The following is a 15,959-nucleotide window of genomic DNA, read 5'->3' as shown; positions in this document are numbered from 1 at the left end:
TTCTTCACCCTTCCATTTCCGCAAGTTCTTTTTCTGTATACGTTTCAATGATTTTTGACGTAAATAAAATGCCGTCTAAATGATCAATTTCGTGCAATAAAGCTCTTGCTAAAAATCCGTCTGCTTCTATTGTAAATGGTTTACCTTTCTTATCAAAGGCTTTTACCTTCACATAGTTCGGTCTCTCTACAGTGCCGTATAAAGATGGAAAGCTCAGGCAGCCTTCAATATCTGTCTGGCTTCCTTCTACTTCAAGCACCTCGGGGTTCACTAAGTCAATTCTGCCAGATTCTTCTCCGATATCTACAACAGCGATTCTTTTTGAAATACCGATTTGTGGTGCTGCTAGTCCAACTCCATCCAGCTCAAGCATTGTATCATACATATCATCCAGCAGTTTTTTAAGCTTTTTATCGAACGTCTCGACGCGCTCTGTCTTTTGTTCAAGCACTTCTGCCGGATGTATGACTATTGGTTTTACTGCCACTTACAGCCCTCCGTTTTACATCATCATATATGGATTCATATCTATTGAAATCATCAATTGTTTTTGTTCCATTTCCTTTTGATAATGGTCTTGTATTTTCCGTAGTAAACTTGCCAGTTCATTTTCCCTTTTGTATTTTATCACGCATTGATACCGATATCTATCTTTGATCTTAGCGATTGGCGATGCCGCTGGACCAAGGATTCGAGTATTCGGTGCACAGTTCATTTTTAGGAACTGGACAATTTGGTCAGTAACATGCGCTGCCTTCGTCACTTCTTCGTGTGACACTGTCACCATCGCCAAAAAGTAATAAGGCGGATAGGACTGGTGGCGGCGATGCAGCATCTCCTGTTCATAAAAGGCTTCGTAGTCATGCTGCTTCGTTAATTCAATACTATAGTGAGAAGGTGTATACGATTGAATAATAACCGAGCCCGCTTTTTCATGGCGCCCTGCCCTGCCGCTGACCTGCGTGAGAAGCTGAAATGTTTTTTCACTTGAACGAAAATCAGGGATGTGAAGGGATGTATCCGCACTGAGAACACCAACAAGTGTGACATCTGGGAAATCCAGCCCCTTTGCAATCATCTGCGTCCCGAGCAAAATGTCCGCTTCTTTATTGCCAAAAGACGTAAGAAGCTTTTCGTGAGCACCTTTACGAGACGTTGTATCCACATCCATTCGGATCACACGCGCCTCAGGCAACACCTTTGTCAGTTCCTCTTCTACTCGCTGCGTGCCAGTCCCAAAGTAGCGAATATGCTCACTGTGACATTCTGGACATTCAGAAGGTACTGGAGCTTCGTGACCACAATAATGGCACTTCAGCCGTTTTTGATAGCGGTGATAGGTGAGAGAAATTTCACAATGAGGACATTGCTCCACATATCCGCAATCACGGCACATCACAAAGGATGAATAGCCTCTTTTGTTCAGAAATAAAACGGCTTGTTCTTTTCTTTCAAGCACTTCCTTTAACCTGATCATTAATTCTTCTGAGAACATGGAGCGGTTGCCATTTCTTAGTTCCTCTCTCATATCAATTAACGAAACGTGCGGCAGCTGCTGCTGGTTGACGCGGTGCTTGAGCGGCAGCAATGTATAAACGCCTTTTTTCGCACGTGCATAGGTTTCAAGTGAAGGTGTTGCACTGCCTAATACGACTGGACATTGATGCCGCACTGCTCGTTCAATGGCGACATCCTTGGCATGGTAACGAGGCATTTCTTCTTGTTTATAAGAGGATTCGTGCTCTTCATCTATAATAATCATGCCTAAATTTTCAAATGGAGCGAAAACAGCAGATCTTGCGCCAACGACAAGCTTGACTTCCTTGCGATGAATCTTCCGCCATTCATCATATTTTTCTCCTGTCGATAAGCCGCTGTGAAGAACAGCCACATTTGAGCCAAATCGTTCTTTAAATCGCTGCACCATTTGAGGGGTTAATGAAATTTCAGGAACTAAAACGATCGCTTCTTTCCCTTTTTGAAGAACATGATCAATTGTCTGCAAGTAAATCTCCGTTTTGCCGCTTCCTGTCACTCCGTGCAGCAAAAAGGTTTCGTGCTGATCCTCACTGACCGCTTGATGAATATGTTTTGCCGCCTCTCTTTGCTCAGGCGTGAGATCAAGTGATGCAGATGGTGTAAACTCCCGGTCACGGTAAGGATCCCGGTAGACCTCTTCATAGCTTTCTGTTAACAGCCCTTCTTGAATAAAGGTTTTAAGCGTTTGAGAACTCGCGCCTGTTTGCTGCTGCAAGTCTTTCGCTAAAAAGGTTGTCTCTCCCGCTTGAAGCAAGTAAGAGATCAGTGCCTTTTGTTTTACCGCATTTTTTTTTAGCTGCTGCTGCTTTTCTTCAAGTTTTTCTTTCGATACAGCCAACTGGAGCATGCGGACCTTTTTCTTTCCAGATTTTTGCGAGACATGATATCTCACCTCTAGATGACCTTTTTGGACATGCTTTTGAATCTGTTTTAATTGTTCAGCCGGGATGTCAGCATAAAGAATGCTCTCACGCTGACCGAAAAGCTCTTTCAATGACTGCGGAAGTTCTTCCTCTGATAGCACCTGTATTTCTTTTTCATACTTTGCCTTCATGGCTGCGGGCAGCATCGATTGAAGTGCCGTAATATGATAGGACAATGTTTTTTCCGTCAGCCAGTGGGAAAGCTCCAGCAGCTCATCTGTCAGAACAGGTGATAAATCAAATAAATCGACTATCTCTTTGATGCTTCCTGTCTTGATGTCTGTTTCCTCTTTGACTTTTGTCACAAACCCTTGAATCTTCCGCGGGCCAAAGGGAACGACCACCCTCATTCCCGCTTTGACGAGATCTTTGAATCGATCTGGTACACGGTAATCAAATGGCCGGTCAATGGCTTTCGTTGTGACATCTACAATGACTTCAGCAATCATGCGCGATCACGCTCTTCTGGAAGCAGCTGTATTGCCTCCTTTAAAATTTCAAAAGCGAGGTCTTTTTTGCTCATCATCGGCAGCTCTTTTTTCGTTCCATCTGCTTTGATGATCGCTGCCACATTTGTATCTGTGCCAAATCCTGCACCTTCTTTAGTGACGTTATTGGCCACAATCATATCTAGGTGCTTGGATTCAATTTTCTTTTTCGCATAATATTCTACATCCTGCGTTTCAGCTGCAAATCCGATCAGCACTTGATGCTCTTTTCTTTTCCCTAGCTCTTTTAAAATATCTTTTGTCCGGGTGAATTCAATGTCCAGTGTGCCGTCCTGTTTTTTCATTTTATGAGCATATGTCGTGACAGGGGTGTAATCGGCGACAGCTGCTGATTTTATGACAAGATCAGCTTCTCCGTATACATCTAGCGCAGCTTGATACATATCTTCAGCTGATTCAACGTGCACTACATGTACATGGTCAGGTTCAGTTAAAGAAACAGGTCCAGAAATCAGCGTAACATCTGCCCCCATTTGCTGAGCAGCCTCTGCGATCGCATAGCCCATTTTTCCACTAGAACGATTTGTAAAGAATCGGACAGGATCGATGACTTCACGTGTAGGACCTGCTGTCACCACGACTTTTTTTCCTGAGAGCGGTAAGCTTTTTGGCTCATCAAAAAAGGCCCGGATGTGTTCCACAATTTTTTCAGGCTCTTCTAGTCGCCCTTTTCCAATGTAACCGCAGGCTAAATAACCTTCACTTGGCTCAATAAACCGGTAGCCGTCTTCATATAATGTGCGAATGTTCCGTTTCACAGCGGGGTGATCGTACATATGCACATTCATGGCTGGTGCGATCCATACAGGCGCTGTTGAAGCAAGCAAAGTCGTCGTCAGCATATCATCTGCAAGTCCAGCGGCCATTTTACCAATCGTATGTGCTGTTGCAGGGGCAACAAGAATGAGATCGGCCCAGTCAGCTACGTCAATATGCGCAATGACTCTTGGATTGTTTTCTTTGAATGTATCTACATATACCTCATGCCTAGACAGAGCTTGAAAGGTTAGCGGAGACACAAACTCACGAGCAGATTCCGTCATAATCACTCTGACATTTGCGCCTGCTTGTACGAGTTTACTAGTAAGTGCTGCTGCTTTATATACGGCGATTCCTCCGCTGACACCGAGCAAAATATTTTTTGACTGTAACATTTATTTGTCCCCCTTAACGGCCTTTTTCACAAATTCGTCTACAATTCAAAAAAGTCAAAACCAATCATAGTTTTGACTTTTTTGAACGTATCGTATCTGCATTGCAGAAGCGATGTGTTATTCTTGATCCTCTTTTTCAAATGTCAAAAGACCAGCGTCGATTTCTTCTAGTGCTTTGCCTACGAATTTGTAAGACTTTGTGTTTTCAATCTGCTGATCTTGGTGGATCTGCATTTCACGTGCACGGCGTGCAGACACTGTTACAAGTGTATATTTTGAATCAAGTTTGTTCATCAATGAGTCAATTGAAGGATCTAACATGGTTTATTCTACCCCCAGCATTTTTTTATATCTCGGTGCGACTCTGTCTCTGCGCAGGTGTTCTGCAAGGACGATCGCTTTGATTCTTTCACAAGCAAGCTCGACATCATCGTTTTCAACGACATAGTCATAAGCATCCATCATTTCAATTTCTTCTTTCGCAGCGGCCATTCGGTTTCGAATGAGCTCCTCAGACTCTGTACCGCGTGTAATGATGCGGTTTTGAAGTTCTGAAAGACTAGGCGGTGCAAGGAAAATAAAAAGACCTTCCGGAAATGCTTCTCTTACTTGAAGTGCACCTTGCACTTCAATTTCAAGGAAAACATCTTTTCCTTCACTTAATGTCTGTTCTACATAGTCAACAGGCGTGCCGTAGTAATTCCCGACGTACTCTGCCCATTCTAACAGCTTTTTGTTTTCAATCATATGTTCAAATTCTTCCCTGGTTTTAAAGAAATAATCGACACCATTTCTTTCACCTTCACGCGGTTTGCGTGTCGTCACAGAAATAGAGTATTCAAATTTCGTATCTTCCTGGGAGAAAATGGCTTGTCTGACCGTTCCTTTTCCAACTCCCGAAGGTCCAGAGAGAACGATTAAAAGTCCTCTTTCTTTCATAATGGCGTATTACCCCTGCCCTTCATCTATGATTTCTTCTTTTACAGAAAGTCTTTGCGCGACAGTCTCAGGCTGAACGGCAGATAAGATGACATGGTCACTGTCCATAATGACAACAGCACGGGTTCTTCTTCCGTATGTAGCATCTATGAGCATGCCTCGATCTCTTGCGTCTTGTATCATTCGTTTAATCGGTGCTGATTCCGGACTGACGATCGAAATCATCCGATTCGCTGAAATGATGTTTCCAAATCCGATATTGATCAACTTTATGGTCATCTTCTTTCGTCCCCCTGTAATATAAACGTCTCTAGTCTCGCCGAAAGAGACGCACTGTAAACAGCATACACAATGACTATTCTATATTTTGCACTTGTTCTTTTATTTTTTCAATAGCACTTTTCATTTCAACCACCAGCTTTGTTAAATGGTGATGGTTCGCTTTTGATCCAATGGTGTTCACTTCACGGTTGAGCTCCTGTACAAGGAAGTCAAGTTTTCGGCCGGCAGCACCGCCTTGCAGCAAGATTTGCTGAAACTGCTGAAAATGACTTTTTAATCTCGTAATCTCTTCTGTAATGTCACACCGGTCAGCAAAGATGGCTGCCTCTGTAGTCAGTCTGCTCTCGTCAAGCGCCTCTCCGATCCATTCTTGCAATCGCTGATTCAATCGTTCTTTGTACTGACTCACAACCTCTGGTGCAAAGACTTTGATTTCTTCTGTATAGGCCTCTAGTTCAGAAAGCCTCAGTTCACAGTCTTTTTGAAGGGATGCTCCCTCTTGCTCTCTCATGAAGCAAAGCTCCTTGACAGCAGCCTCGCAAGCTTCCATCAGCAGCTGCTCTAACTGTTCATTTCGGCTGGCTGACTCTTCCACCTGAACGGCAAGCTCCAGCCCCAGTAAGTCATGTGCATGCTGAATGCCTGAAATGTGATAGCGTTCCTCGAGGTCTTTTGCGGCTTTCATGTATTCATCAAGCAGCGGCCAGTCGATCTGTAAGGACCGGCTTGCTAGTTTACCGCCTTCAATCGTGACAAACAGCTCAATTCTACCGCGCTGCACGTGACGAAGAATGATCTTTTTTAATGTATCTTCGAAATATAAAAGCGGCCTCGGCAAACGGGCATGAACCTCTTTAAAACGGTGATTGACCGATTTTAGCTCAACTGACACTGTCAGTTCTCCATCCGTTTTACTCGCTTGGCCGAATCCCGTCATACTGCGTATCATGTTAAAACACCCAATTCTTTCATATTAATAAAATGAAAAAGGTAATAGCAGACACTATTACCTCAAAATTATACCATAATCAATTATTTTTTTCTTGTCAAAAGTGATCCTGCCAGTAAAAAAGTTGGCAGTGCAGACATCCCGATGATCAGCAGCCAATCAATTGGTGCAACCGCGACCGTTTTGAAAATCGGCTGAAGCGGCGGGTAATAAATGACCACAAGCATGAGCAAAAGTGATGACAAAACCGCACCGATCAAATAAAGGTTCCCAAATGGATTACGTTCAAAAATGGACCGTTCACTGCGGCAGTCAAATACATGAATGAGCTGCGCCAAAACAAGCGTACTAAATGCGACAGTCTGTGCATATTGCAGGTTGTTTGGATCGCGGTGATACACAAATATAAATGCCAAAAGGGTCGCAAGTCCGATGAGGAAGCCTCTTGAAATGACCTTCCAGCCAAGCCCTCTAGCAAAAATGCCCTCTTTCACATTCCGCGGCTTTCTCTTCATGACATCGCCTTCTGGCTTATCCATGCCAAGTGCCATAGCCGGCAGACCATCTGTGACAAGGTTTACCCATAAGATTTGTATAGGAACGAGCGGCAGCGGCAGCGCGAGCAGCATCGCAAACAGCATGACCAAAATTTCTCCGACATTTGATGCCAGCAAATAACGGACAAACTTACGAATGTTTTCATAAATATTCCGGCCCTCTTTAATGGCGGATTTTATGGTCGCAAAGTTGTCGTCAAGTAAAATAAGAGAAGATGCTTCTTTGGCTACGTCTGTTCCAGTGATGCCCATGGAGATGCCGATATCTGCTTGTTTAATGGCAGGTGCATCATTGACCCCATCACCTGTCATCGCCACAACATGCCCATTTTTTTGATAGGCTTTGACAATTCTCAGTTTATGCTCAGGGGAAACCCGGGCAAAGACGTATACATTTTCAGCCGTTTGCTCAAGCTCTTTGTCGCTCATCTGATCAAGCGCTTTCCCGTCGAGCACCTGTCCTTGCTTCGGTAAAAGGCTCAAGTCTTTGGCGATCGCTTTGGCCGTTTCTACGTGGTCGCCTGTAATCATGACCGTTTTAATCCCGGCATCCCGGCACTCTTTAATCGCTCGTCTGACTTCAGGACGCGGTGGATCGATCATGCCCTCTAACCCGATAAATGTTAAATCGGTTTCAGCCTGCTTTACAGAGGTGATTTTTTCTGTCAGACGGACTTTTTTATACGCAATGGCAATGGTTCTAAGCGCCTGTCTTGCTAACCCTTGAATCGCAGCTTCTGCTTCTTGCCTGTGAGTTGCTGAAAAAGAAGCTGTGCGTCCGCCGTGCATGATATGACTTGAACGGTTCATTAGTACATCCGGCGCACCTTTTGCAATGACATACCGCTCTTTTTGATTCGTTTCAACGACGACTGACATCATCTTTCTTTCTGAGTCAAAAGGAAACTCCTCAATGACATGAAATCCAGCTTCAATGAATTGCTCTGTAAAACCCGCTTTACGTGCTGCGGTAAGAAGCGCCCCCTCTGTCGGATCGCCATCAAGCCTCATCTCCCCGTCTTTTTCAACGATGGTCGATGTATTACAAAGCGCCCCGTATAATAACACCTTTTGCAGGCTTGGGTGCTTGTCGGCATGGACGATTTCTCCGTTTAAGGTAAAGTCACCGGATGGCTCGTAGCCTGTGCCAGAAATATTCCACGTTTTCCCCTCTGCCCATACATGAGTCACGGTCATTTTATTTTGCGTCATCGTTCCTGTTTTATCTGAGCAAATGATTGACGCGCAGCCGAGTGTTTCCACAGCCGGGAGCTTTCTGACGATCGATTTCTGTTTGATCATCCGCTGCACCCCTAGGGAAAGTGCGACAGTGACAATCGCCGGCAGTCCTTCTGGAATTGCCGCAACAGCAAGAGATACTCCCGCTAGGAACATATGATACAATTCATGTCCTTGCACAACACCGAGAACCACTACGAGCACCGTTAAAAATAAAGCAGCCACAATCAGAATTTTCCCGAGCTGCTCGAGACGCCTTTGCAGCGGCGTTTCCATATTACCTGCTGCATCCAGCATACCGGCAATTTGTCCCATTGCCGTATTCATTCCTGTACCAATGACAACCCCTACGCCGCTTCCTCTAGTAACAAGCGTCCCCATAAAGGCCATGTTCGTCAAATCTCCAAGTGAGACATGGCTGCTTGAAAGAGGACTTGCGTGTTTGACCGCTGGGATAGACTCGCCAGTGAGAGCGGACTCCTCAATTTCTAAGCTCTTTGTTTCTAGTAATCTAATATCTGCCCCAATCCGGTCTCCGCTTGAAAATTTCACAATATCCCCTGGCACGAGATGTTTAGACGGGATCTTGACCCATTCATTATTTCTCCTTGCATATACATGCGGAGTTGATAATTCTTTTAACGCTTGAAGGGATTTTTCCGCCCGGCGCTCTTGATAAAAGCCGAGTACACCATTAATCAAAACAATGGCTACAATCGCAACAGCATCAATGTATTCTCCTAAAAAGGCAGAAATGATTGTTGCTGCAAGCAAGATTAACACCATGAAATCTTTAAACTGTGCTAAAAAAATGATCAGAGCCGACGCCTTTTTTCCTTCCTGCAATTCATTTGGCCCGTGTTTTTCAAGCCGCTTTTGTACATCTTTTTCTGACAGTCCGTCACCTATCGATGTATTCATTGTTTTTAATAAATCGGTTTGGTTCAGTTCATGCCAATTCATTTGACCTCGTCCACTCCTCTTTTGTTCTCTCTCATATGCAGTGTTCTATAAGCCAGTTTATTCAGACTCGTCCTAAATCATGCTATAATAATAAGACTGCCTAAAGAACGAGAAAACGGAAGTTCTTTCAGTAGATTTGTGTGAAAGAAGAGGGTGTATCCAACATGTCATTTGACGGCATTTTTACATATGGTATGACAAATGAATTGCAAGAGACATTAACTGGCGGGAGGATTTCTAAAATCCATCAGCCATATAAGCACGAGCTGATATTTCATATTCGGGCAAACGGGAAAAATCATAAGCTCCTTTTATCGGCTCATCCGAGCTATGCGAGAGTGCAGCTCACTGAGCATCAATACGACAATCCAAGCGAGCCGCCAATGTTTTGTATGCTCCTCAGAAAGCATCTTGAGGGCGGCTTCATTGAACGTTTTGAACAGATTGGATTTGACCGGGTGATCGTGCTTCATGTGAGAAGCCGAAATGAAATTGGTGATGAGCAGGCGCGTAAGCTTTACATTGAAATCATGGGACGTCATAGTAATTTCATTCTGGTAGAGGATGGAACGCAGCAGATCATTGATGGTTTGAAACACCTTTCTCCATCTGTGAACAGCTATCGAACGGTGCTTCCTGGTCATGAATACCTTCTGCCGCCTGCGCAGCAAAAATTGAATCCTTTTGACGTGACAAAGGATGATATTTTGAAGCATTTACGCTTTCAAGAAGGAAAGATCGCAAATCAAATTGTCGATACCTTCTCTGGGGTTTCCCCGCTGTTTGCAAAGGAAGTTGTACACCGGGCCGGTCTTGCCAATCAAGAAACGATTCCAAATACACTGCTCGACATGTTCCAGCTCATTCGCATGCATTCTTTTACACCGCAGCTCACAAGAAAAGACGGAAAAGAGTATTTCTATTTATTAGAGCTTCAGCATGTCCATGGCGAGATGAAGACATTCGACTCACTCAGCCAGCTGCTTGACCGCTTTTATTTTGGAAAAGCTGAGAGAGATAGAGTCAAACAGCAGGCAGCGGACCTTGAACGGTTTGTCGTCAATGAAAAAAAGAAAAATGAAAACAAGCTGAAAAAGCTAAAAAGAACACTTGAAGAATCTCAAGATGCACACAAATATCAGCTCTATGGTGAGCTGTTAACAGCCAATTTATATGCGATTAAAAAAGGGGATAAAGAAGCGACTGTCATCAATTATTACGATGAAGACGGCGGAGAAATCACGATTCCGCTCAAAACAAACAAAACCCCTTCTGAAAATGCCCAGGCATATTTTACAAAATATCAAAAGGCAAAAAATGCTGTAGAAGCTGTAAATGAACAAATTAAGCGGACACATGAAGAAATTGCTTATTTTGAAGAGCTGATTCAGCAGCTGTCCTCTGCTTCACCGAAGGATTTAGAGGAAATGAGAGAAGAGCTTGTTGAAGGAAAATATTTACGCGCCAAACAAAAGCGTCTCGCCAAAAAGAAAAAACCGGCGGCCATTCAGCTCGAAACGTATGAATCATCCCAAGGCATACCAATTTTAGTCGGAAAAAACAACAAACAAAACGAGTATTTGACTACAAAGGCAGCTGCTCGTGATGATATTTGGCTGCATACAAAGGATATTCCTGGGTCACATGTCGTCATCCGCCACCAAGCACCTGATGAACAAACGCTGCTTGAAGCGGCTCAAATTGCCGCCTATTTTTCAAAGGCAAAAGAGTCCAGCTCCGTACCTGTCGACTATACAAAAATCCGGCATGTGAAAAAACCAAACGGAGCAAAGCCAGGCTTTGTTACGTATGATCAGCAGCAAACATTATTTGTCACGCCTGACGAAGATCTTGTGCTCAAGCTGAGAAAATAAATAAAAAAAAGCCGATAAAATCTCCTGTAAGGATTTTATCGGCTTTTTCTTTGTCGTTTTTTTCTTTCGATGTAAAGGGCATCAAGTGCGTCAATATCCTCTTCTTCAAGCAAGGATTCAATTGCCGCAGCCAGCTGTTTTGTCCGGGCGGGGCTTGCACCGCTTGTAGAGACTGAAATCGTCACTTTTCCTGCTTTGACAACCTTCGGCATCATCACATTGCCGAGCTCAGATTGGCTCACACAATTCACGAGCTGGTGAGGCTGCGCTGTTTGTGCAATCCATTCATTTACCAAAGGGTCGTTTGTAGCAGCTACAATGAAAAACGCATCCTTCAAATCTTCAGCGCCCACCTTCTTTTCCTTCCAATTCAATGCGTATGTATCAATGAGGCACGCCATCTCTTCAGAAAGATCAGGACTCACAACAGTTATATGGCAAGACTCCGTACACAATGCCTTTGCTCTTCTTAATGCGACAGATCCGCCACCGGCGATGACCACTTGTTTATTGGTTAAATCAAGATGGACTGGAAGCATGGCTTTCTCCTCGGAAACGAAACGCATCGTCTTTGTTTAAAATGGTTTCTAGCACTCGTTCAATATAAGCCGCTTTGACATGCGGATGAAAGCCAATATACCGGCATACCCGGACATCATTCAGCCGCTTTCTCGCCTGAGCGGCTTCACTTTCAATTTCTTTCATTAAAATCCCCGTAAACAGTAAGTAAGGAACGATATAAGCAGGCCCATCGTCATCTTCTGATAACTGCGCGAGAACATCTCGATAATTTGGCTCGCATGCTGTAATAAAACACGGAAGAACCTCTGCATACGGAAGCAGGCTTCGGACATCGTCTGCAATGCCAAACACATCTCGCTTCACATCCGGATCAGAACTCCCGCGGCCAATTAAAAGAATCCGCGCGCGCTCGCCTTGATATCCTGCTTCTTTAATTCTTGCGGCAACCGCTTTTGTTACTTCTTGATTCACCCCGATCGGCTTTCCATATGTGACCTTCACTTGCGGGAAACGCGCACGCACTTTCTCAATTTCGACCGGGATATCCGATTTGGCATGCATGGCAGTCAAAAGGAGGAGCGGGACGATTGCAATGTGTGTCGCTCCTTTTTTCACACAGGCCTCAAATCCTTCTTCTATAGAAGGGTCCGTCAGCTCTAAAAAACAAATTTCTTGTATATCTGCTTTCACTAACGGCATACAGCTTTTCATAAAAGAAATGGCCTTATCTTGTGCTTCTTTCACCCTGCTTCCATGCCCAACATAAAGGACAGCTTGTTTCATGCGGCTCCTCCCTCTCACTTGTTTTCATCAGACGAAAAGACACGATGTATGCACGTGTCTTTTCTCTACCATTCTCATTTCTCGATTAATGCGGGTTCAAACCAGTTCAGCTTTTGATGAAAATGAACGACATCTCCAACAACAATTAAACTTGGATGCTCGATCCCTTCTTTTTCAACAGTTTCAGACAGTGTCGCAACCGTACAGCAAGTTGTCTTTTGCCTTGTTGTGGTTCCCCAGTGTATAAATGCAGCGGGTGTTTCTGGGTCCCGTCCATTTTTTAAAAGCAGGCGCTGCACTCTTTCCACGTTTTTGACACCCATGTAAATCACAAGAGTATCAATCCCTGTAGCCAGCGCCTCCCACTTTTCTTCAAAATGTTCATCCTTTTGATAGTGGCCCGTGACAAAAGCAACATTTGAGCTGAATTCACGATGTGTCACAGGGATGCCCGCATAAGCAGCCGCTGCAATCCCAGAAGTAATTCCTGGGACGACCTCATACGGAATTCCGTGCTCAGCTAAGCATTCGATTTCTTCACCGCCGCGGCCAAAGACAAAGGGGTCGCCGCCTTTCAGCCGAACGACAACGTTCCCTTCCTTTGCATGAGCCACAAGCGCATCATTGATGGCTTCCTGCCTCATTGTATGATGATTTGGCAGCTTGCCGCAATAAATCAATTCCGCCTCCGGTTTGGCATGGGCGAGAATTTCTTGATTGACAAGACGATCATATAAGATGACATCTGCCTGCTGTATCGCCTTATGGGCCTTTAATGTGATTAAATCTGGGTCACCGGGTCCAGCACCCACAATGTATACTTTCCCCATCTTGCTTTTCTCCCCCTGCCATCAGGCGATTATTTCGTTGTTCCTTTTACATAATCAACAAGACGCTGTTTAGATTCCTCACGGGATAATTCCCCTGTATCTAATACAAGCTCAGGCGCAGCAGGCTCTTCATACGGTGAATCGATTCCAGTGAAAAATGGAATTTCACCGTTTCTCGCCTTTTTATATAACCCTTTTGGATCACGCTCTTCACACACGTTCAGATCACATTTGACAAACACTTCGTGAAATTCTCCCTCTTCGACCAACTGTCTGACAGTGTGGCGGTCTTCCTGAAATGGAGAAATAAAAGCAGTGATGACAATCGTTCCTTGCTCCACAAATAATTTCGCCACTTCTCCGATCCGGCGGATGTTTTCTTTTCTGTCATCATCTGAAAACCCTAGATCTTTATTGAGTCCGTGCCGCATGTTATCGCCGTCAAGAACTGTGACTTGGTAGCCTTGTTCAAACAGCTCTCTTGCAGCTGCATTCGCGATCGTTGATTTACCTGACCCGCTTAGACCTGTAAGCCAGATAATGCCGCTCGTATGATTGTTTTTTTGTTGATATTCTTTTTTTGTAATAGATGAATCATGCCACACGATATGTTCGTTGCTCATGTCATACCCTCCCGTTAAGATACCGTCGTTTTTAATCCTTCGATTAATGTTTCAATGACTTCTTTTCGGCTGAACGTGCTTGGTGGTAATTCACCGTTTCTCAGCATTGTTCGAACCTTTGTACCTGAAAGAATGACATGCTCGCTTTTGTCGTGAGGACACGTTTTTGGAGTGGCCATCGCTTCACATGTATTACAGTAGAAGCTGTGTTCAAATTTTAATGGAGTAATGCCGATTTCTTCGCTTGTAAATTGATCAAATAGTTCCTGCGCCTCGTATGTGCCGTAATAGTCACCAACACCTGCATGATCTCTTCCGACAATAAAATGGGTGCAGCCATAATTTTTCCGTACTAGCGCATGAAAAATGGCTTCCTTTGGTCCAGCATAACGCATTGCAGCAGGAAAAACACCTAAAAAGACGCGGTCTTTTGGATAATAACCGTCCAATAACACTTGATAGCTTTTCATTCTTACATCTGCCGGGATGTCGTCAGATTTTGTTTCACCGACAAGAGGATTTAAAAATAAACCATCGACTGTTTCCAGTGCTGTTTTTTGAATATATTCATGAGCACGGTGAACCGGGTTTCTCGTTTGGAAACCAACAATGGTTTTCCAGCCGTTTTCTTTAAAATGACGTCTTGTTTCTTCTGGCTCATACGTAAATTGAGGGAATGGTTTTTCACTGCGTTTCGTCAGTGTAATTTTTCCGCCAATGTAAGTATCGCCGCGTTCAAATAATTTTTTCACGCCTGGATGATTGCGGTCATCTGTTTTATAGACATTCACCGCTTCTTTTTCCTTATCTGGTGTGTATTGATCCTCTACTTCAATGACCCCATATACAGTTCCATTGTAGGATAAGCGCACAATATCGCCTTGATGGATTTCCGCCGCCTTTTCTTTTGTCACTGGCAGTGTAATAGGAAGAGACCAAACGACACCACTTGCTAGCCGCATATTGCTTACAACTGCTTCATAATCAGCTTTTGTTAAAAACCCTTCAATTGGACTATATCCGCCAATTGCAATGAGTTCAAGGTCTGCAAAGGAAATCGCATCTAGTTCAATTTCCTTCGCAGCCGTGCTGAGATCATATTCTTCATTTACTCGATTAATTAATACGCCACCATGTGGTGTTAAACTCATTTGTTCATCTTCCTCTCAATGTTCATATTTATTAGATGTTAATAGTCGGATTTATGGTTAAATCCCGCCGCCCTGTTCATGAATAGAGCTGCTTTCATTTTTGACTGCTTTCATCAGACTCAGCGCACCAAGTGAGGCAAGCAGTACACTCATCATGATAAAGATAGAGTAATAGTCTCCTTTTAAGAAAAGGCTCACAAGCAAATACGATAGGCTGAGTGATAAGAAAGGTGAGACCACCCATACCTTCAGCATTTTTTTCACCACATGTTTGTGAAAAATGTTAGGCCCGCCTTTTGCCATTCCAAGCCCGATAATAGACGAGGAGGTGATTTGCGTAAGTGGAACGGGCAGCCCAAAAATAGAGCTGACGATGACAAGCCCGGCACCGGTACTCGAAAGTAAAATCCCTTCGCCTGTTTGATAGCGGGTAATTTTCTTTCCGTTTGTTTCCAGTACTCTTCTGCCTAGCAAGAGGGCCCCTGCTGCGACGAAGATTCCGCCGTAAAGTGTTCCCTGCCCAACTGACAAAACGCCTGAAGCGACGAGCGGGCCGACGGCATTTGCCACATTGTTCATACCGGCTGAAAATGCCTCTAAAAATCCGCTGAGAATTAATACGATAGATAAAATAGCTGTGCCTTTTTTAGACAGCTTCCGTTTAGGGAACATTCTGATGATTTTGACGACAGCAAAGGTAAAAAGAAAGGCGAAAAGCGGGATGATGACCCAAAAAGCCACAATCACTAAAATGGATTTCACAAACAAAACTTTATATGCGACTGCCACACCAACTACAGCCCCTACTGTGACCTCACTTGTTGATAAAGGAATCGCCATCAGATTTGCTATGAAAAGTGATAGTGCAGCAGAACCAATGATAATACAAACGATTTCAAGTGTAATGACTGATTCTGGCATAATACCAGAGCTGATCGTTTTGACGACCTCACCGCCGCCAATCACTGAACCTGCTAATATCCCAACTGCACAAAAACTGAGCGCATAAATGGGCTTTTGAATGGCACCTGATCCATACGCAATGCCCATAGAAGCAGCTGCTCCGCTTGCGCCTATGTTTAAAGCAAAGAATAGACTAAATAAAATTGCGGCGATTTCCAT

General features: G+C 44.1%; 15 protein-coding genes. 1 reads left to right on the top strand and 14 read right to left on the bottom strand.

The genetic code is table 11. From position 1 onward, the window contains the following. Positions 1 to 4: 4 nt before the first annotated feature. The 8 genes from def to MHI23_RS07645 all read right to left on the bottom strand — a co-directional run bounded on the left by def (position 5) and on the right by MHI23_RS07645 (position 9,054). Positions 5 to 487 carry a peptide deformylase gene (gene def, locus MHI23_RS07680; protein WP_025092560.1) on the bottom strand — a complete coding sequence of 161 codons (483 nt, stop codon included), beginning with the start codon at positions 485 to 487 and terminating at the stop codon, positions 5 to 7. Between the two features lie 15 nt (positions 488 to 502). Next, the gene (gene priA / locus MHI23_RS07675; protein WP_024424212.1) at positions 503 to 2,911 is read right to left on the bottom strand and encodes a primosomal protein N'; all 2,409 of its coding nucleotides are present in this window, start codon (positions 2,909 to 2,911) and stop codon (positions 503 to 505) included. Then, positions 2,908 to 4,125 carry a bifunctional phosphopantothenoylcysteine decarboxylase/phosphopantothenate--cysteine ligase CoaBC gene (gene coaBC / locus MHI23_RS07670; protein ID WP_025092558.1) on the bottom strand — a complete coding sequence of 406 codons (1,218 nt, stop codon included), beginning with the start codon at positions 4,123 to 4,125 and terminating at the stop codon, positions 2,908 to 2,910. Before coaBC ends, priA begins: the two co-directional genes overlap by 4 nt. A gap of 117 nt (positions 4,126 to 4,242) precedes the next feature. Then, the gene (rpoZ, locus tag MHI23_RS07665; protein WP_003211647.1) at positions 4,243 to 4,446 is read right to left on the bottom strand and encodes a DNA-directed RNA polymerase subunit omega; all 204 of its coding nucleotides are present in this window, start codon (positions 4,444 to 4,446) and stop codon (positions 4,243 to 4,245) included. Positions 4,447 to 4,449: 3 nt separating this feature from the next. Beyond that, a complete protein-coding gene (gene gmk / locus MHI23_RS07660) occupies positions 4,450 to 5,064 on the bottom strand; it encodes a guanylate kinase (protein WP_024424214.1) in 615 nt (204 codons plus the stop codon). A gap of 9 nt (positions 5,065 to 5,073) precedes the next feature. Beyond that, on the bottom strand, positions 5,074 to 5,343 hold the full coding sequence (gene remA / locus MHI23_RS07655) for an extracellular matrix/biofilm regulator RemA (protein ID WP_008344898.1): 270 nt from the start codon (positions 5,341 to 5,343) through the stop codon (positions 5,074 to 5,076). Positions 5,344 to 5,419: 76 nt separating this feature from the next. Beyond that, positions 5,420 to 6,295: a YicC/YloC family endoribonuclease gene (locus MHI23_RS07650; protein ID WP_034281735.1), complete on the bottom strand. Its 876-nt coding sequence runs from the start codon at positions 6,293 to 6,295 to the stop codon at positions 5,420 to 5,422. Positions 6,296 to 6,378: 83 nt separating this feature from the next. Further along, positions 6,379 to 9,054 (bottom strand): calcium-translocating P-type ATPase, SERCA-type, encoded by a 2,676-nt coding sequence (locus MHI23_RS07645; protein ID WP_034623667.1) that lies wholly within the window; start codon positions 9,052 to 9,054, stop codon positions 6,379 to 6,381. A gap of 164 nt (positions 9,055 to 9,218) precedes the next feature. Here MHI23_RS07645 and MHI23_RS07640 point away from each other — a divergent pair, with 164 nt between their 5' ends. Next, on the top strand, positions 9,219 to 10,928 hold the full coding sequence (locus MHI23_RS07640) for an NFACT RNA binding domain-containing protein (RefSeq protein ID WP_342492418.1): 1,710 nt from the start codon (positions 9,219 to 9,221) through the stop codon (positions 10,926 to 10,928). Positions 10,929 to 10,963: 35 nt separating this feature from the next. On the opposite strand, the gene MHI23_RS07635 is transcribed toward MHI23_RS07640, so the two are convergent. The 6 genes from MHI23_RS07635 to MHI23_RS07610 all read right to left on the bottom strand — a co-directional run bounded on the left by MHI23_RS07635 (position 10,964) and on the right by MHI23_RS07610 (position 15,959). Continuing rightward, a complete protein-coding gene (locus MHI23_RS07635; protein WP_034623668.1) occupies positions 10,964 to 11,467 on the bottom strand; it encodes an NAD(P)-dependent oxidoreductase in 504 nt (167 codons plus the stop codon). After that, positions 11,448 to 12,233 carry a sirohydrochlorin chelatase gene (locus MHI23_RS07630; protein ID WP_342492417.1) on the bottom strand — a complete coding sequence of 262 codons (786 nt, stop codon included), beginning with the start codon at positions 12,231 to 12,233 and terminating at the stop codon, positions 11,448 to 11,450. The genes MHI23_RS07635 and MHI23_RS07630 overlap by 20 nt, the downstream gene beginning before the upstream one ends. A gap of 74 nt (positions 12,234 to 12,307) precedes the next feature. Beyond that, the gene (gene cobA / locus MHI23_RS07625; protein WP_024424220.1) at positions 12,308 to 13,063 is read right to left on the bottom strand and encodes a uroporphyrinogen-III C-methyltransferase; all 756 of its coding nucleotides are present in this window, start codon (positions 13,061 to 13,063) and stop codon (positions 12,308 to 12,310) included. Positions 13,064 to 13,092: 29 nt separating this feature from the next. Continuing rightward, positions 13,093 to 13,686: an adenylyl-sulfate kinase gene (gene cysC, locus MHI23_RS07620; protein WP_034623671.1), complete on the bottom strand. Its 594-nt coding sequence runs from the start codon at positions 13,684 to 13,686 to the stop codon at positions 13,093 to 13,095. Positions 13,687 to 13,700: 14 nt separating this feature from the next. Next, positions 13,701 to 14,837, bottom strand: coding sequence for a sulfate adenylyltransferase (gene sat / locus MHI23_RS07615; protein ID WP_034623673.1), 1,137 nt, complete (start codon positions 14,835 to 14,837; stop codon positions 13,701 to 13,703). A gap of 57 nt (positions 14,838 to 14,894) precedes the next feature. Continuing rightward, on the bottom strand, positions 14,895 to 15,959 hold the full coding sequence (locus MHI23_RS07610) for an inorganic phosphate transporter (RefSeq protein WP_025092551.1): 1,065 nt from the start codon (positions 15,957 to 15,959) through the stop codon (positions 14,895 to 14,897).

Origin of the sequence: Bacillus sp. FSL M7-0003, assembly GCF_038628485.1 — a bacterium.
Lineage (GTDB): Bacteria > Bacillota > Bacilli > Bacillales > Bacillaceae > Bacillus > Bacillus safensis.
The sequence above is the reverse complement of the archived record's forward strand: the minus strand, read 5'-3'. Positions and strand labels throughout refer to the sequence as shown.